The sequence below is a fragment of the Micromonospora sp. NPDC051296 genome, from assembly GCF_040682255.1.
Lineage (GTDB): Bacteria > Actinomycetota > Actinomycetes > Mycobacteriales > Micromonosporaceae > Micromonospora > Micromonospora craterilacus.
Genome location: NZ_JBFBAO010000004.1, coordinates 39411 through 54143, shown reverse-complemented (window position 1 = coordinate 54143; position 14733 = coordinate 39411). Strand labels below are relative to the sequence as shown.

Annotated in this window: 22 protein-coding genes and 1 tRNA gene; 18 read left to right on the top strand and 5 right to left on the bottom strand. The window is 70.1% G+C overall.

The annotated features are described in order from the left end of the window. Positions 1-291: 291 nt before the first annotated feature. Positions 292-543, top strand: a complete 252-nt coding sequence (locus AB0M52_RS01100; RefSeq protein ID WP_363947114.1) for a hypothetical protein — start codon at positions 292-294, stop codon at positions 541-543. A 251-nt stretch (positions 544-794) separates the two neighbouring features. On the opposite strand, the gene AB0M52_RS01095 is transcribed toward AB0M52_RS01100, so the two are convergent. Next, entirely contained in the window at positions 795-1406 is a 612-nt protein-coding gene (locus AB0M52_RS01095) for a GNAT family protein (protein ID WP_363947111.1), read from the bottom strand. After that, positions 1403-2194: a GntR family transcriptional regulator gene (locus AB0M52_RS01090; protein WP_363947108.1), complete on the bottom strand. Its 792-nt coding sequence runs from the start codon at positions 2192-2194 to the stop codon at positions 1403-1405. Before AB0M52_RS01090 ends, AB0M52_RS01095 begins: the two co-directional genes overlap by 4 nt. Before the next feature lie 155 nt (positions 2195-2349). Here AB0M52_RS01090 and AB0M52_RS01085 point away from each other — a divergent pair, with 155 nt between their 5' ends. The 13 genes from AB0M52_RS01085 (at position 2350) to AB0M52_RS01025 (ending at position 10159) form a co-directional block, all read left to right on the top strand. Next, complete coding sequence (locus AB0M52_RS01085; RefSeq protein WP_363947105.1) at positions 2350-2748, top strand: transcriptional regulator; 399 nt, start codon at positions 2350-2352, stop codon at positions 2746-2748. Beyond that, positions 2748-2966, top strand: a complete 219-nt coding sequence (locus AB0M52_RS01080) for a hypothetical protein (protein WP_363947102.1) — start codon at positions 2748-2750, stop codon at positions 2964-2966. The genes AB0M52_RS01085 and AB0M52_RS01080 overlap by 1 nt, the downstream gene beginning before the upstream one ends. A gap of 92 nt (positions 2967-3058) precedes the next feature. Next, positions 3059-3226, top strand: coding sequence for a hypothetical protein (locus AB0M52_RS01075; protein ID WP_363947099.1), 168 nt, complete (start codon positions 3059-3061; stop codon positions 3224-3226). Then, positions 3226-4863, top strand: a complete 1638-nt coding sequence (locus tag AB0M52_RS01070) for an FtsK/SpoIIIE domain-containing protein (RefSeq protein ID WP_363947096.1) — start codon at positions 3226-3228, stop codon at positions 4861-4863. Before AB0M52_RS01075 ends, AB0M52_RS01070 begins: the two co-directional genes overlap by 1 nt. Continuing rightward, positions 4860-5171: a spread protein gene (locus tag AB0M52_RS01065; protein ID WP_363947093.1), complete on the top strand. Its 312-nt coding sequence runs from the start codon at positions 4860-4862 to the stop codon at positions 5169-5171. Before AB0M52_RS01070 ends, AB0M52_RS01065 begins: the two co-directional genes overlap by 4 nt. A 27-nt stretch (positions 5172-5198) precedes the next feature. After that, the gene (locus AB0M52_RS01060) at positions 5199-5387 is read left to right on the top strand and encodes a hypothetical protein (RefSeq protein ID WP_363947090.1); all 189 of its coding nucleotides are present in this window, start codon (positions 5199-5201) and stop codon (positions 5385-5387) included. After that, the gene (locus tag AB0M52_RS01055) at positions 5384-5650 is read left to right on the top strand and encodes a hypothetical protein (protein ID WP_363947087.1); all 267 of its coding nucleotides are present in this window, start codon (positions 5384-5386) and stop codon (positions 5648-5650) included. The genes AB0M52_RS01060 and AB0M52_RS01055 overlap by 4 nt, the downstream gene beginning before the upstream one ends. Further along, a complete protein-coding gene (locus tag AB0M52_RS01050) occupies positions 5635-6264 on the top strand; it encodes a hypothetical protein (RefSeq protein ID WP_363947084.1) in 630 nt (209 codons plus the stop codon). The genes AB0M52_RS01055 and AB0M52_RS01050 overlap by 16 nt, the downstream gene beginning before the upstream one ends. Next, complete coding sequence (locus AB0M52_RS01045; RefSeq protein WP_363947081.1) at positions 6261-6698, top strand: hypothetical protein; 438 nt, start codon at positions 6261-6263, stop codon at positions 6696-6698. Before AB0M52_RS01050 ends, AB0M52_RS01045 begins: the two co-directional genes overlap by 4 nt. A 5-nt stretch (positions 6699-6703) precedes the next feature. Beyond that, complete coding sequence (locus AB0M52_RS01040) at positions 6704-6922, top strand: hypothetical protein (RefSeq protein ID WP_363947079.1); 219 nt, start codon at positions 6704-6706, stop codon at positions 6920-6922. Then, positions 6919-8661 carry a replication initiator gene (locus AB0M52_RS01035; protein ID WP_363947077.1) on the top strand — a complete coding sequence of 581 codons (1743 nt, stop codon included), beginning with the start codon at positions 6919-6921 and terminating at the stop codon, positions 8659-8661. Before AB0M52_RS01040 ends, AB0M52_RS01035 begins: the two co-directional genes overlap by 4 nt. A 14-nt stretch (positions 8662-8675) precedes the next feature. Then, positions 8676-8963 carry a helix-turn-helix domain-containing protein gene (locus tag AB0M52_RS01030; protein WP_363947075.1) on the top strand — a complete coding sequence of 96 codons (288 nt, stop codon included), beginning with the start codon at positions 8676-8678 and terminating at the stop codon, positions 8961-8963. After that, complete coding sequence (locus AB0M52_RS01025) at positions 8963-10159, top strand: site-specific integrase (protein WP_363947073.1); 1197 nt, start codon at positions 8963-8965, stop codon at positions 10157-10159. The genes AB0M52_RS01030 and AB0M52_RS01025 overlap by 1 nt, the downstream gene beginning before the upstream one ends. Positions 10160-10236: 77 nt before the next feature. Here AB0M52_RS01025 and AB0M52_RS01020 read toward each other — a convergent pair. Both AB0M52_RS01020 and AB0M52_RS01015 read right to left on the bottom strand, forming a co-directional pair. Further along, positions 10237-10311, bottom strand: a tRNA-Val gene (locus AB0M52_RS01020). A 50-nt stretch (positions 10312-10361) separates the two neighbouring features. After that, positions 10362-10817: a TIGR02611 family protein gene (locus AB0M52_RS01015; protein ID WP_363947071.1), complete on the bottom strand. Its 456-nt coding sequence runs from the start codon at positions 10815-10817 to the stop codon at positions 10362-10364. A 518-nt stretch (positions 10818-11335) separates the two neighbouring features. Here AB0M52_RS01015 and AB0M52_RS01010 point away from each other — a divergent pair. Continuing rightward, positions 11336-11767 carry an SsgA family sporulation/cell division regulator gene (locus tag AB0M52_RS01010; protein ID WP_007457244.1) on the top strand — a complete coding sequence of 144 codons (432 nt, stop codon included), beginning with the start codon at positions 11336-11338 and terminating at the stop codon, positions 11765-11767. A 222-nt stretch (positions 11768-11989) separates the two neighbouring features. On the opposite strand, the gene AB0M52_RS01005 is transcribed toward AB0M52_RS01010, so the two are convergent. Continuing rightward, a complete protein-coding gene (locus AB0M52_RS01005; protein WP_363947068.1) occupies positions 11990-12766 on the bottom strand; it encodes a glucose 1-dehydrogenase in 777 nt (258 codons plus the stop codon). A gap of 205 nt (positions 12767-12971) precedes the next feature. Between AB0M52_RS01005 and AB0M52_RS01000 the strand changes: the two genes are divergently transcribed. From AB0M52_RS01000 to AB0M52_RS00990, 3 genes are all read left to right on the top strand, one after another. Next, on the top strand, positions 12972-13871 hold the full coding sequence (locus AB0M52_RS01000; RefSeq protein WP_363947065.1) for an AraC family transcriptional regulator: 900 nt from the start codon (positions 12972-12974) through the stop codon (positions 13869-13871). 27 nt (positions 13872-13898) lie between these two features. Continuing rightward, entirely contained in the window at positions 13899-14354 is a 456-nt protein-coding gene (locus AB0M52_RS00995) for an Rrf2 family transcriptional regulator (RefSeq protein WP_363947062.1), read from the top strand. A gap of 172 nt (positions 14355-14526) precedes the next feature. Next, positions 14527-14706 carry a DUF4236 domain-containing protein gene (locus tag AB0M52_RS00990; RefSeq protein WP_111213985.1) on the top strand — a complete coding sequence of 60 codons (180 nt, stop codon included), beginning with the start codon at positions 14527-14529 and terminating at the stop codon, positions 14704-14706. Positions 14707-14733: the final 27 nt, after the last annotated feature.

Here is a 14733-nt window from a genome sequence, read left to right as displayed (position 1 = left end):
GCCTTGATCTAGTACAGGCCAATTCGGCAACAGATCACAGGAAGCGCTCCGAGTCGACCACGCCCGGCACGAACACAACACCCACCCCGGCCGCCGTCGTCCGGCGTCACCCGCGGGGAATCGCTGCGGCTCATCCGCGTCTGACGCTGGCTGCCCTGTCCGCTCCGCGCGTGGCCGCCTGCCAACCTTCTCCTACATCGGCACCGCGGTTCCCTCCCGGCCGGTCCGCTTGGATACCCACCTTCGACGCGCTACCCCGCCACCCGGTTCGAACGCTTGTACGATCACGCCGTGAGGAAAGAGCTGGTGGCGCGCTGGTGGAACAACAGCTGGGGACGGCTGACCCGGCGTGACGTGTGGCTTGCCCGCGAGATCCGGTGGCACGTCATCGCCAGAGCAGGCGACTCCGAGACAGGCAAGGTGCTCCGCTGGGAGTTCGACACCGAGGACGAAGCACGGCAGATGGCGAAGCGACTCGTGCAAGCCGATGGCGGCCAGTGGCGCGAGATGAACGGCGACGCCACGACGAAACCGCCCGAATAGGTCGCCGCGTTTGCCCCTCACGCCCTGGTCCTCATCGCCGACAGATGTCGGCCCACACATGCAACCCGCACCACGGAGGCAGCTCGACGGACCACACCCGCCAACCGCCGTCGTCCTTGCGCAGCTCGCACCGCCACCGATGATCCGAGCCCGCGAGCAGGTGCGGGCCATCCCACCACACCGCGCGTACCTGCTCTGCACTGTCGCCCGGGCGACCTAACGCCTGCCGCCGGCTTTTGCTCCGACCTACCTCACTCGGTCGGCAGCTCTCCGCGCCACACATCGAGCGCTCGGCGGACCTCCGGCCATTCCTCGGCCGTGACGCTGTAGAAGATCGAGTGCCGGACGTGCCCGTCCCGCAGGATCCGGTGGTTCCGGAAGACGCCTTCCCGCGTTGCTCCTAGTCCCTCGATCGCGCGCTGGGATCGGACGTTGCGGGAGTCGGTCTTGAACACCGCCCGGATTGCGCCGGCAGTCTCGAAGGCGTGTCGCATGAGCAGGTAGGAAGCTTCACGGGCGGCACCGGTCCGCCAGTGATCCGGTGTTACCCACGCCCAACCGATTTCGACGCCTCGGTGGCGTGGCTGGATGTCAATGAAGCTGATGCTCCCGATGGCTGCCCCAGTTCTGCGGTCCCTGATGACGTAGGGGATGCGCACGCCCTGGCGCTGCTCCTCGACCGCCTCCGTCACGAGGGCTGAGACCGCCTCGCTCGTGCTTGGCGTCGGCTCGTCAAGGTAGGTCCAGATCGCCGCGTGGTTCGCCGCCTCCGTTAGGTCGGCGATGCTCTCAACCGTCATCGGCTCCAACTGGACAACCCTCCCGGTGAGGATGGGCTGCCCGAGGTCCATCGGCTCGGTCACTCCCCCGACACCTCGTAGACCAAGACGTGCTTGTCTCCGGCTAGCAGCTGGTCGAATGCCTCGACGGGGATGTCTTCGTCGTCGTAGGCGATGCGGACCGCGCGGACGACACAGACTCCCGGATCTAGCCGCAGGGTCGCGGCCTCCTCCGGCGTCGGCATCCGGAAGCTCAGCTCATCGATGTAGTACGAGATCGGCTTGCCGTGAACCCGTTCGAGCACCGCCAAGACCCCCTCCTCGACGGGTGCCGGCTCGGCAACTGCGGTGTCCTTCACCAGCTCGTGCACGTAGTAGCTGTCACCGAGCTGGTACGGCTCCTCATCAACGAGCATGACCCGCCGCCGGGCCAATACCGGCGTTCCCTCATCGACTCTCAGCCAGCGGGCAACCTCGCCGTTCGCGGGCTCGGGCGCCACGCTGGTGATGTCCTGTCGCCCGATCCGACCTTGCCGGGCAACCTCGGTGTTGAACGTAGCCGCATGGTTCTCGGCCCGTCTCGCTCGCCGGTCCTGGTCCATCGCCATGACCCGGATCGGTCGGGCCTTGCGCACGTAGGTGCCCTGTCCCTGCCCGGACCCGATCAATCCCTGCGACTTGAGCGCCGACAGTGCCAGACGAACCGTCGTCCGAGATGCCTTGAACTGGTCGGCAAGATCCCGCTCGGCAGGTAGCCGTTCACCGGGAGAGAAGTCACCACGCGCGATGGCTTCCCGCAGCCTCTTGGCCAGTGCGACGTGACGGGGCTCCTGCTCTTGCCCCAGGTCACGCGGTGTCTTATCCGCGTTCATGCCCCCACTCTACGACTTTGGTACGGACCAAGCATTGACGGGCCGACCCTGATGTGGTTTCTTGGTAGGTACCAAGTGGGCGGCCCAAAGGTCGCCACTGGACGACAAGGCCCCATGAGCAGGGGCGAAGCCAACAGGCGCATGGAGGTAGAGCAATGGCTCTTCGTGGTGGTACTCGGTTCTCGGTTCCGTTCGAGGCGGTCTTCCCCCACGGCGCGGTGTTCGTGCCGGACTCGATCGCGGAGGCGCAGGACTTCAACGAGGCGACTCGGCAGCGGACGCCGGCCAAGGACAAGGTGACGGGTCAGCGGGTGTGGCAGTGCCGGGTGATGGACATGGACCCGGAGCTTGGGTCCCGGTCGCGTGAGGTTTCGATCAAGGTCCTGGCTGACGTGCAGCCGGTCCCGCCGGTGGGTCCGTTCCAGCCGGTGGAGTTCGAGGGCCTGACGGTCACGCCGTACGTGGGCAGCAACGGTCGGCTGGCCTTCTCGTACCGGGCGACCGCGCTGGTGGCGCCGAAGACCCTGGCCGAGACGCGCGGTAAGGCTGCCTGATGTCGGCGGCGAACGTGACGGTGAACGCGCACGTCAAGCCCGACACCGCGCTGTCGTTCCGGTCCCACCCGGAACAGGACCGGGTCGTGGTCGAGCTGGGTGACCTCGGCGGTGAGGTGGCGTTGTTCCTGCCTCGCGCGGAGATCGACCGGTTGGCCGGCGTGCTGGCCGCAGCTCGTGAGTCCTTGTCAGTGCCGGCCGTGAAGGCGGCGGCCTGACTGATCGTGGCGCGGGGCGGCCCATGCCCTAGGAAGCCGGCCGCCCCGCTGCCCTCTCCAAAACCCTCTCGGCCTGGAAGGGCGGTTTCATCATGCCAAGAGAACTGGACTGGACGCGTTCCGGCGGTGCCGGCGATCCGGTCCCGTGTGTGATCTGCGGGAAGCCGGCGATCTGCCGTAGCCCGAAGGGCACCCCGGTGCACAAGGTCTGCGCTGAGGCGTGGATCGAGCAGCAGCAGACCCGCAAGGCGGTGGCGTGATGCGCGCCCCGCTGGTGAACTTCCGCCGGTTCCAGATCTCCGCCCCGTGGCCGGTGGTCTGGACGGTCACGATCCTGTTCCTGCTCGGCCGCCTCGCCGTGGTTGCGGTCCGGCTGCTGGTGGCCGCTGTCCGGCACTGGCGAGCCTGGCCGGTCGTCGTCCTGGTCCTGGTCGCCGTCGACGCCTACCGGTCGCACGGGTGGTGGCCTCACCTCCTGGTCCTGCTCGTCATCGCCGCTGCCGCTGGCCTGTGGTGGTGGCAGGCCCGGGACTCGTTCCACCGCCTGGCCGTGCTCCGCGCGGTCACGGTGTGGCGGCGGCTGTGGGTGTACCGGCGTCAGTGGCACGAGGTCATGTCCCTGTGCGGCCTGGTGAAGAAGTACGACGGCGGGGAAGTGCTGCCGCGGCTGCTGTCGGTGCGCTGCTCCTACGCCACCGACGAACTCGTGGTGCGGATGCCGAAGGGGCAGAACCCGGAGGTCTACCACAAGGCCGCCCGGGACCTCGCCTACTCGTTCGGCACCCGTCACTGCCGGGTCTTCTCCGGCCGCCGACAGGCACCCCCCGACCGCACGGGCCGTCTCGCGTGGCTGCTGCGGCTGGTCGACCGGGTGCGGTTCCGGGACCGGCCCCGCCACGTCTGGTTGGTGTTCATCCGCCGTGACCCGCTGACCCGCATCGTCGCCCCGCTGCCCGTGCCGGCCCGCCCGGACTTCACCGCTCTGCCGCTGGGTGTGCGGGAAGACCTGGCGGTGTACTGCCTGCGGCTGCTCGCCACGCATGTGCTGGTCGGTGGGGCGACGCGGATGGGCAAGGGCTCGGTCATCTGGTCCCTGCTGCGCTCCCTCGCGGCCGGCATCCGGTCGGGTCTGGTCAGGGTGTGGGCGATCGACCCGAAGGGCGGCATGGAGCTGTCCATCGGTCGGGCGTTGTTCTCCCGGTACGTCGATGACGACTGGCACCGCATGGCCGACCTCCTGGACGACGCCGTGACCCGGATGCGGGCACGTCAACGGGCGTTGCGGGGCAAGGTGCGGGTGCACACGCCGACCACGGATGAGCCGCTGATCGTCGTCGTGATTGACGAGATCGCCGCGCTGTTGGCGTTCCTGCCCGACAGCGACATCCGCCAACGCATCACCCAAGCCTTGGGGCTGCTGCTGACCCAGGGCGCCGGGTTGGGTGTGCTGGTCGTCGCCGCGACCCAGGACCCGCGTAAGGAAGTCGTCTCGGTCCGGGACTTCTTCCCCACCCGCATCGCCCTCGGCCTCACCGAACGCGCCCACGTCGACCTGCTCCTCGGTGACGGCGCCCGCGACCGCGGAGCACTCGCCGACCAGATCCCGCAGTCCGCCAAGGGCGTCGCCTACGTCCTGCTGGACGGTCAGCCGGAACCGGCGCGGGTGCGGTTCTCCTTCCTGCCCGACGACGTAATCCGGGACATGGCCACGACCTTCCCCGCCCCGCCGGAGATTCAGCCCGAACCCGACCCGGCTCCGGCTCCGGTCAAGCCGCGCAGCAACGGCAACGGCCGGCACACGTACCGGCCGACCCCGCCGAAGCAGGCCGCGCCGCTGCTGCCGCCGTCACTGCTCAACGCCCTGGACCTCAACACCGACGGGAGTGACCCGCGATGACCGCCCACGAGCTGCCCGAGGGCGCGCCCACCCGGATGCCCTACGCCGACGAACCCGACGAGCAGGCCCCCGAGCCGCGCAGGTTCTACCGGCTGCGTGCCCCGCACGTGGACAAGGCATCCGTGCCGGTCACGGTCCGGGTCACCCCCAACGCGGACCTCTACGTCGCGGTCGGCTCCGGTCGCCGCCGCATGTACCTGACCCCCAACGAGGCGTGGGCGCTGTGGCGCTGCCTCTCCGAAGCCGTCGCCTCCACGGGCGAGCCGCCGGAGTGGATCCGCGTCCACATCACCCCCACCACCCGCTGACCCGCCCGCGTGCTTGGAGCTTCCCTGATGCGTACCCGTCGACTCACCCGCCGGCCCATCCGCCGCATCTGCCTCGACCTCGCCCACACCGACCCCGACCAGCACTGCGTCTACTGCGCCCCGGACACGCAGGCCGCCGACATCATCGCCGCCGCGCTGCGGCAGCACGCTGAGATCGCCGCCGAAGACGCCGAAGCCTGGGGGTGGGCGGCATGAGCCACCAACTGTGGTCCTGGCTCCTCATGGCGGTCGGTGTCACCGGCCTCTACCTCGCCGGAAAGCGTTCCTGGACCGGCTGGGCTGTCGGCCTCGCCGCCCAGCTGCTGTGGCTGGCGTACGCGATCGCCACCGCGCAGTGGGGCTTCCTTGTCTCCTGCTTCGTCTACGGCGCGATCTACCTGCGCAACCTGCGCTCCTGGCTCCGCCCCGCCCCGCCCGTCACCGCTGAGCGGGAGGTGACCTCGTGCGCCGGTTCCTGAACGCAGAGCGCCTGGAGGGCGTCGCCCTGGTCCTCATCCTCCTGGCCGTGGGTGGCATGGCTGGTGCCGCGTCGTTCACCCACGTCAAGGACTGGACGATGATCCACGCCCCGACCGGCACTGGAGAGTGGTTCGGCTGGTCCAACGCCGTCATCTCCGAACTGATGCCCGCCGCCGCGCTGCTGGTGATCCGCCGTCGTCGTCGCAGCGACCCGCACGCCTCCGTGGCCTACCCCCTGGTCCTGCTCGTCGCCGCCGTCGCGCTGTCCCTGGCCGCGCAGATCGCGGTAGCCAACGACAGCTTCTCCTCCCGGCTGCTCTCGTCGGTGCCCGCGCTGGCGTTCCTCGCCCTGTCCAAGCTCATCCTCACCGGCGCGTCCAAGAAGGCGACCGCCCCGACCCGCGTCGAGGAACCCGCCGACGAACCGGCCGAGATGACTCCCGCTGACCTGCCGACCAACCCGGCCCCGGTCGTCATCCCGCAAGCACCCACCACCCCGGCCCCGGCCCCGGCTCCGGTCGCAGTTCCGGGTGCCGTGCGGTCGGCGCTGGTGTCGTCCGTCGTTCAGACCCCCCGCAACGGCCACGTCTTCCCCTCGGAGGTCACCCGATGAGCCGCACCCACCTCGCCCGCCAGACCCACCGCCGCACCGCCGTGGTCGCCCGCCGCATCGTCGGCACCCCGGCCGAGGTCGCCGCGACCGTCGCTCTGGTCCGTGACTCCGGCCGGCTGCTGTCCATGACCACCCCGGAACAGCTGCCCGACGGTGATCGAGTGACGGTCACGGTCCGGTTCCTCGACACCCCCACCCCGGCGGCACCGGTGGTGCGTCGACTGCGGCGCGGGCACATCATCGCCGCCGCAACCGTGCCGGCCGTCGCCGCCGTGGCCGGAGTCGGCTACGCCGCCGTCCAACTCACCAACGCCGTCCGCTCGGCGGCTCCGCTCATCGCGGGCGTGGTCCTGGTCCTGGTCCTGCTCGCCGTCCTGCTCCGCTCCCGCAAGACCGGCTGCGTCGGGCTGCACTGCTCCGGCTGCAACCACTGACCGCCATGGCTGGCTGGCCCACCTACTGCGCCCGCTGCGGTGGGCCAGCCGTCGCCCTGATCGAAGCCGGCCACCCCGGCAGCGGCCGATACCGCGCCGAAGTCGCCTGCGGCCGGCACCAAGCCGCGGCAACCCGGTGGGCCTCCCACGCCGGACCCACCCGCACCACCCCGATCGGCAACACCCAACCCGCCCTGTTCGAGCTACCGGAGGTGACCCGTTGACCGCCCCCACCCTGCCCGGCCTCACCCCCGACCCCACCCCGCCCTCGACCGACATCCCCGCCACCGTGCCGCCGACGCCCGGCTCCCGTGCCGCCCGCCTCGCCATGCCCATGTCCCGGCAGGTCGTGAAGGAAATGGCCGCCGAGTACGGCGTGTGCCTGCGGCCGGTCACCCTGCGCCGCACCGACCTGCACACCGGTCTGACCGAAGTCATCGACCTGCCCTGCGGCACCACCCGGGAAGACAAGTGCCCGCCGTGCGCAACGCGTGCCCGCCGGCTGCGACAGACCCAGATCCGCGAGGGATGGCACCGCACCGAAGAACCCAACCCCCTCGGCCCACATCCGGCCAGCGCAGCGCAGCGAGAGTTGATCCTCCTGCGCGCTCACTTGGAGTTTGCCCGCGAGGAAGCCCAACGGTCGGCACAGTTCGACCAGATCCCCGCCATCGACCAGGCAATAGCGGAAGTCGAGGAAGCCACCACAGCTGAGGGGCTACGCGGGCAGATCGCCCCCGGCCACGACGGGGAAGGACCCGGCCTCGGCCTCGGTGGGCGCCGCAAGCGGTCTACCCGCCGCCGGCAGGACGCCCCGGACCTACCCCGCAAGAAGGTCGAACCACGCACCCTCGGCCGCGTCTACACCGCCCCGGACGGCACCCAACACCAGCCGTCGATGTGGCTGTCCCTCACCCTCGACTCCTACGGCCGGGTCCTCCCCGACGGGACACCCGTCGATCCGGACTCGTACGACTACCGGCGGGCGGCGTGGGATGCGGTCCACTTCGCGCGGCTGCTCGACCGGTTCTGGCAGAACCTGCGCCGCTGCGCGGGCTGGAACGTCCAATACGCCGGGTGCGTAGAGCCCCAACGCCGTCTCGCCCCACACGCGCACTTCGCCATTCGGGGCACCATCCCCCGGGCGGTGCTGCGGCAGGTCGCCGCCGCGACCTACCACCAAGTCTGGTGGCCCCCGGCCGATGAGCTGGTGTACACCCTCGACCGGCCCCCAGTCTGGGACGGCGACCAAGCCACATGGGTTGATCCCGACACGAACGAGCAGCTGCCGTCGTGGGCTGACGCCCTGGACGACATCGACACCGACCCCACCGCCGAACCCTCACACGTCGTCCGCTTCGGCACCCAGGTCCACGCCGAAGGCGTCACCCCCGGCACCGTCCACGCGCAGCGCACGATCGGCTACATCACCAAGTACATCACCAAGTCAGCCGCGGACTGCCACAAGGCGAGCACCGACCGGCAACGCGACCACCTCGACCGGCTCTGGGAGCAACTGCGGGTCACACCGTGCAACGAACGGTGCGCGAACTGGCTGCTCTACGGCGTCCAACCCAAGAAGGCCCACGGCCGGCTCCAAGCGGGCCGCTGCAAGGGCAAAGTCCACCAACGCGCCACCCTCGGCATCGGCGGCCGACGCATCCTCGTCTCCCGCGACTGGTCCGGCAAGACCCTCGCCGACCACCGCGCCGACGCCCGCGCCTGGGTCCGCAACCTCCTCGGCGTCAGCACCGGATCAGACGACGCCGACCCCGTCGACCAGGACGCCCCACCCGCCTACGCCTGGGAACTCGCCCACCCCGACGACGCCGACGTGCCACCCCTACAACACCGACTCCTACGTGCCCTGTCCCAACGAGCCCAATGGAAGGCTGCCCTGCTCGCCGCGAGGGATCGTGCCGCGACTACCGAACTGGCCACCGTCCGCCCTGCCACCCACTGATCCCGGAGGAACCCATGCAACGCCCCGCCGTCACCATCACCACTCAGCCGCGCTCCGCCACAAATGAACTCGACGCGCCTCGACGCGTTCTGCGAATCAACGACAACCGGGCCGTCTACTCCGTCCGCGAAGTCGCCCGCCTACTGTCGCTGTCCCTCGGCAGCACCTACGCCCTGGTCCGTGAGGGCGAGATACCCGCCCGCAAGCTTGGCGGTCGCTGGGTCATTCCCAAGAAGCGGTTTCACGCCTGGCTAGACGAATGCACCGAGCCCGCCACCGATGGCCGGGAAGGGTGGGCCTAATGGGACACATCGTCAAGACACCAGCGGGCACCTTCCGGGCTAACTGGCGGGATGCCACGGGCCGGCAGAAGGCCAAGACGTTTCCGACTCGTCGGCAAGCGGCCTCTTTCCTGGCCGAGACGGAAGCCGCCATCGCCCGCGGCGGGTACGTCGATCCGCACGCTGGTCGGTTGCTCTTCGGAGGGTACGCGGAGCGGTGGCGCGCATCTCGCAATGACGAGATGACCACCAGGGCGCGGGATGCTTCGATCCTCCGGACGCACGTGCTTCCGCGCTGGTCGGATGTGCCGCTGTTCCGGATCGATCACCTGGCAGTTCAGTCCTGGGTGACCGAGCTGGGCGCCCGACGTTCGCCCGCAACGGTGGCGGAGTGCTTCCGTCTGTTCTCCTCGATCCTCCGAGCGGCCGTCCGCGACCGGCTGATCGGCGTCAATCCGTGCGAGGGCGTAAAGATCCCGTCGCGGCGCAAGAAGGACACCGATGGAAACGTCCTCAATCGTGCAGACCTGGTCGGACAGCTCCTGCCTGCGGTGCCGGATCGATACCGCGCCCTGGTCGCGCTCGCCGGTGGCACCGGCCTCCGCTGGGGCGAATGCACGGGGCTCCGTTGGGAATCGCTCGATCTGACCGGCAAGACCGTCCAGGTCGTCCGGGTCGCCGTCGAGGTGGCTGGCACCGTCACGATCAAGCCCTACCCGAAGTCACGGGCGGGCCGGCGTACCGTTCCGGTGCCGGACTTCGCGGTAGACCTCCTGACGGCGCATCATGATGCGTTCCCGGCTGGCCCTCGTGGTGAGGTGTTCACCAACTCGTCCGCCGGGCCGTTGCGCCGAACCCTCTTCCGGGCTCGCGTCTGGCGACCATCGCTGGCCCGTGCCGGACTACTCGGGGACGTGAGCCGCCTGGGCCACTTCAAGTGGCGGGCAGCCTGGGTCGACCTGGAAGGCGTCAAGTGGTCCGCCGAATTCACCACCGAGCGGGAAGCGGTGGCGCATGTAGCGAAGATGGCGCCGGGCGGGCTGCGTTTTCACGACCTGCGACACTCGTACGCGACCGAACTGGTGTCACGCGGCGTCCCGGTCAACGACGTCCAGGCGGTGATGGGCCATGAGAAACCGTCGACCACGCTCAACCTCTACACCCACCGATCGGACGGACGGGATCAACGCATCCGCGACGCGTTCGCTGACTCATAGCTGACTCATGACCATGCCCGTCGATGCAGTCAGCAAGAAAGGCACCCTCTTCCGAGGGTGCCTTTGCTGCTTATTCGTGGTGGGCGATACTGGGATCGAACCAGTGACCTCTTCGGTGTGAACGAAGCGCTCTCCCGCTGAGCTAATCGCCCTCAGCGCGGATGACTCTACCCGATCGAGGGACCGGACCGCGAACCCGGGGTCAGTTCGTCGCGAGGTAGTGCAACACCTGGGCGATCACGTCGATGCCGAGGCTGTACTTGATCGAGAGGCAGGCCACGGCGGCGACGAAGATGATGCCGACTGAGCCGATCAACAGGCGCATGGCGAATGACTGCCTCTTCACCCAGGTCGCCCAGCCTTGGACGTGGCGGCGGGTGAAGCCGAGCAGTCGCTTGGCCCAGTGGAACTCGACCGCCCAGATGCCGAGGCCGGCGATCACGATCAACCAGCCGGGGCCGGGCAGCGGGATGAGCACGATGCCGACGGTCACCACGATGGCGCCCAGCACCCCGATCATGATCTTGAGGGCGACCCGGCCGGTGGGGTTGGCCCGGATCAGTGCGAGGGTGGTGGATATCCGCCGCCGCCAGCGTGGCAGGTCGCGCCGCTCGGACACCGCGACACCACCCCCCTCACGCTCCGTGACGCCGCTCACCTCGTCGCCATCATTCCGCCCCGACGTATCGCCCCGGCCGGCGGAGCCATTCGCCCCGGCGCGACCGCGCCCGTTGCGACCGACTGGATCGTTGCCGGACCGGCCGCGTTCGACCACCGACCGACCGTGCCGGTCACCTTGCTCCTTCGGCACCCCGTACCCCCGCTGTTCGGTTGCGCGGACCGCGACGTTCGACGGGCCCCGCGCGGCCACCTGATCCACTGAGGATCGCTTCTTGACCATTTCACCCCCCAGTGTTGCGCGGGCCCGTCACTGCAACGGCCGACTGGACGTTACCGGAGTAAGTCGACGACTGAACCACCCGATGCCGGGCGGGATCAACGCACTGGGCAGAACCGGAAATCCTAGATGAATTTTCACATTCACGCGGCCTTTCCGACCCCCTTCCCACCACTGGGTGAAGTCAGCGTATGGCGGAGCGTAGCCAGGAGTAGCGGCTGAGTATGGGAAAAGCGGGACACGCGCGTTCCGCACGCGGTGCCGGGGGGAGAACGTCCATGAGTGTCATCCGACCGACGACCGTAGAGGTCGAGACGTCGCTAAGGCTCGTCGCACCTGACGCCACCGCCTTGCCGGTGCGTGCCAGTCTGCGCTACGACCCTGCTGACCCGTATGCGGTCCATGTCCTGTTCCACGCCGAATCAGCCGGTGGCGAGGCGGTGAGTTGGTCCTTCGCCCGCGAGCTGCTGGTCACCGGGCTCGACGAGCCGGCCGGCATCGGCGACGTGCGGGTCTGGCCGTGGGCCACCCCGCGCGGCGACTTCGTCGCCCTGGCGCTGTCGTCGCCGGACGGCAACGCCCTGTTCGAGGTGCCACGCAGCGTGCTGGTGCGCTTCCTGCGGCGGACCTACGTCGTCGTCCCGCGCGGCCGGGAGGCCGAGCACCTGGACGTCGACACGGCGGTGAACCGGCTGCTCGCCGGGCGCTGACCACGACGAAGCCGGGGCCGCGCGGATCTGCCGAGTCCGCGCGGCCCCGGCCTGTCCCGGAGGTACGCGGGCAGCCTCGACCCTGCCGTCACGCGACCCGGTCACACCGGTCATTCGCCCCGACCACGCCGCCCGACGGCGTAACCGCCCGTAGCGGTGACGCCGCGGCGCCGCCCGCGACGCTGTTCACCCATAGGTGGTGATGCGGGCTGCCGCAGCAGTTCACCCGTGCGTGGTCATGCCCCCGTCGACCGGGATCACCGCGCCGGTCAGGTAGGCGCCGGCCCGGGACGACAGGTAGATCGCCGCGCCCGCCATGTCCTCCGGCCGGCCGATCCGGCCCAGCGGCACCTGGGCCTCGATGGCCGCCCGGGACGTCGGTTCGTCCAGCGCGAACGCCATCATCTTGCTCTCGAACGGCCCCGGCGCGATCGCGTTGACGGTGATCCGCTCGCCGGCCAGCTGGTGGGCCAGGCTGCGGGTCAGCATGTGCACCGCCGCCTTGGTGGCCGAGTACGCGTACACCTCCATGAACGGCACCCGGATGCCGTCGATGGAGCCGATGTTGATCACGCGGGCCGGGTCGTCGGCGCTGGCGGCGGCGCGCAGCGCCGGCAGCAGCGCGGTGGTCAGCCGGAAGACGGCCTTGACGTTGACCGCCCACAGCTTGTCGAACGCGCTCTCCGGGTAGCTCTCCAGCGGCGCGCCCCAGGTGGCGCCGGCGTTGTTGACCAGCACGTCGAGCTTGTCGACCCGGTCCCGGACGGCCGCGGCCAGCACCTGCGCGCCCTCGTCGTGGCTGAGGTCGGCAGGGATCGCCTCGCAGTTGCCCTGCGCGGACAGCTCCTTCGCCACCGCCTCGCAGACGTCCGCCTTGCGCGAGGAGATGATCACGTGCGCGCCGGCGGCGACGAAGCCTCGGGCGATCATCAGCCCGATTCCCCGCGAGCCGCCGGTGACCAGGACGGTCTTGCCGTCGACCGAGAACAGATCGTTCATGCCCATCCTCTCGCGAGCCCGACCGGGCCGGCCGGATGCCGAGGTCGCCGGCAAGGACCGCCGAGCCGCCGCGGCGACCAGATCACTACCGATCGGTAACCTAACCGCCGGCCGGCACCGCGACAACCCCGCCCGAGCATCCGGCGGCAAACGCGCAGGCCGGATGAGATGCGTACGGGCCGCTCGCGGGCTAACGTCGCAGGTGATGGTCCCTTCCGGTCACCTCGCCGCGGCCCTGCCCGACGCTGCCGCTGGTTCAGTCGAGATCGACACGATCACGCTGTGCGACCTGGCGCCCGCCCCCGGTTGGCGACGCCCGGTGCTGCTGGACCGAGAGTTGATCATGTTGGCCACGGGCGGCCACGGCTTCGCCGAGGTGGACTTCCGCGCGCTGCCCTGCCGACCCGGCACGCTGCTGCGGGTACGGCCCGGGCAGGTGCTGCGCTGCACCCCGCCCCAGTTGGACGCCACGGTGGTCCGTTGGCACCCGGAGACGCTGCACGGGCTGGACGTCGACGCCGATGACGTGCCGACCTGGGTCCAGCTGGCCGGCGAGGACGAGGACGCGGTCATCAACGAGGTGAGCCAGTTGACCGTGGACGCCCGTCGGCACCGGGACGTCCCGGCGGCCCGCAGCCTGCTGCGCCATCAGCTGACAGTGCTGCTGCTGCGACTGAGCATGCTGCCGACCGGGGCGCGGCGGGCGTCGCGTCCGGAGGAGGCCACCTTCCGCCGGTTGTGCCGCGAGGTGGAACTCGACTACCAGCGCACCCGCCGGGTGGAGGACTACGCCGACCGGCTGGGCTGCTCGGTGCGTACGCTCACCCGGGCCTGTCTGGCCGTGACCGGGCGCAGCGCCAAGCAGGTGGTGGACGAGCGGGTCGCGCTCCAGGCCAGCCGGCTGCTGGCCGCCACCGATCAACCGATCGCCCGGATCGGCCGGCAGCTCGGGTTCTCCGAGCCGACCAACTTCGGCCGGTTCTTCACCCGCGAGGTCGGGGTCAGCCCCGGCGCGTTCCGGGCCGCCCGCGAGCAGCCCGGACCACGTCCGGTCGTACGACCCCGCCCACCCGCCGACGCGACCACCGAGGCGTGGCGGGCCTGACCGGCGCCTGTTAGGCATGATGGCAGGGTGCAGATCTCCGCGCGTGGTGACTACGCGGTGCGGGCGGCGCTGAGCCTCGCCGCCGCGTACCCGTCTTTGCTGTCCACCCAGACCATCGCCGCGGAACAGGACATGCCTCGCAAGTTCCTCGAGGCGATCCTGGCCGACCTTCGCCGGGCCGGCATCGTCCGCGCCCAGCGGGGTGCCGAGGGCGGCTACGCCCTGGCCCAGTCGCCGCGGGAGGTGACCATCGGCGCGGTGCTGCGGGCGGTGGAGGGGCCGCTGGCCGGCGTACGGGGTCTGCGGCCGGAGGAGACCCACTACGACGGGGTGGCGCAGCACCTGCCGGGGTTCTGGGTCGCGGTGCGCGCCTCGCTGCGGCGGGTGGTCGACGAGGTGAGCCTGGCCGATGTGGTCAACGGCCGGCTGCCGGCTCACGTCCGGCGGCTGACCGCCCTGCCCGACGCCTGGGAAGCCCGCTGAGGGGCCCGCCCCACCCCACCCCGCACACCGACCCGGCTGCCGCTGGCCCCCGGACCGTTCTGTCCACGATGGTGGCCGGCCACGGTCTCCCACCGCTCACCGGCGAGGTTTGGCGGATCCGCGTCACGGGCATCTTCGACGGCGCAGGGACTGCGACGAAGGGAGGCCCGCGATGGGTCTGATGTTCCGCAAACGCAAGAAGTTCGGTCCGTTCATCCTGCACTTCACGGAGAACGGCTACTCGTCCTGGAGCATCAAGCTCGGCCGGTGGTCCTGGAACTCACGGGCCAAGGCGCACCGGGTCGACCTGCCCGGCCCGCTGTCCTGGAAGCAGGACAAGTCCCGGGCGTGAGGTCCCGAGGTCGAGCGGGGCGCCGGA

Bases quoted from the DNA above. Each gene is read 5' to 3' on its own strand.
- AB0M52_RS01090 (WP_363947108.1), bottom strand. From the start codon at position 2,194: ATGAACGCGGATAAGACACCGCGTGACCTGGGGCAAGAGCAGGAGCCC.
- AB0M52_RS01085 (WP_363947105.1), top strand. From the start codon at position 2,350: ATGGCTCTTCGTGGTGGTACTCGGTTCTCGGTTCCGTTCGAGGCGGTC.
- AB0M52_RS01080 (WP_363947102.1), top strand. From the start codon at position 2,748: ATGTCGGCGGCGAACGTGACGGTGAACGCGCACGTCAAGCCCGACACC.
- AB0M52_RS01075 (WP_363947099.1), top strand. From the start codon at position 3,059: ATGCCAAGAGAACTGGACTGGACGCGTTCCGGCGGTGCCGGCGATCCG.
- AB0M52_RS01070 (WP_363947096.1), top strand. From the start codon at position 3,226: ATGCGCGCCCCGCTGGTGAACTTCCGCCGGTTCCAGATCTCCGCCCCG.
- AB0M52_RS01065 (WP_363947093.1), top strand. From the start codon at position 4,860: ATGACCGCCCACGAGCTGCCCGAGGGCGCGCCCACCCGGATGCCCTAC.
- AB0M52_RS01060 (WP_363947090.1), top strand. From the start codon at position 5,199: ATGCGTACCCGTCGACTCACCCGCCGGCCCATCCGCCGCATCTGCCTC.
- AB0M52_RS01055 (WP_363947087.1), top strand. From the start codon at position 5,384: ATGAGCCACCAACTGTGGTCCTGGCTCCTCATGGCGGTCGGTGTCACC.
- AB0M52_RS01045 (WP_363947081.1), top strand. From the start codon at position 6,261: ATGAGCCGCACCCACCTCGCCCGCCAGACCCACCGCCGCACCGCCGTG.
- AB0M52_RS01040 (WP_363947079.1), top strand. From the start codon at position 6,704: ATGGCTGGCTGGCCCACCTACTGCGCCCGCTGCGGTGGGCCAGCCGTC.
- AB0M52_RS01030 (WP_363947075.1), top strand. From the start codon at position 8,676: ATGCAACGCCCCGCCGTCACCATCACCACTCAGCCGCGCTCCGCCACA.
- AB0M52_RS01025 (WP_363947073.1), top strand. From the start codon at position 8,963: ATGGGACACATCGTCAAGACACCAGCGGGCACCTTCCGGGCTAACTGG.
- AB0M52_RS01010 (WP_007457244.1), top strand. From the start codon at position 11,336: ATGAGTGTCATCCGACCGACGACCGTAGAGGTCGAGACGTCGCTAAGG.
- AB0M52_RS01005 (WP_363947068.1), bottom strand. From the start codon at position 12,766: ATGAACGATCTGTTCTCGGTCGACGGCAAGACCGTCCTGGTCACCGGC.
- AB0M52_RS01000 (WP_363947065.1), top strand. From the start codon at position 12,972: ATGGTCCCTTCCGGTCACCTCGCCGCGGCCCTGCCCGACGCTGCCGCT.
- AB0M52_RS00990 (WP_111213985.1), top strand. From the start codon at position 14,527: ATGGGTCTGATGTTCCGCAAACGCAAGAAGTTCGGTCCGTTCATCCTG.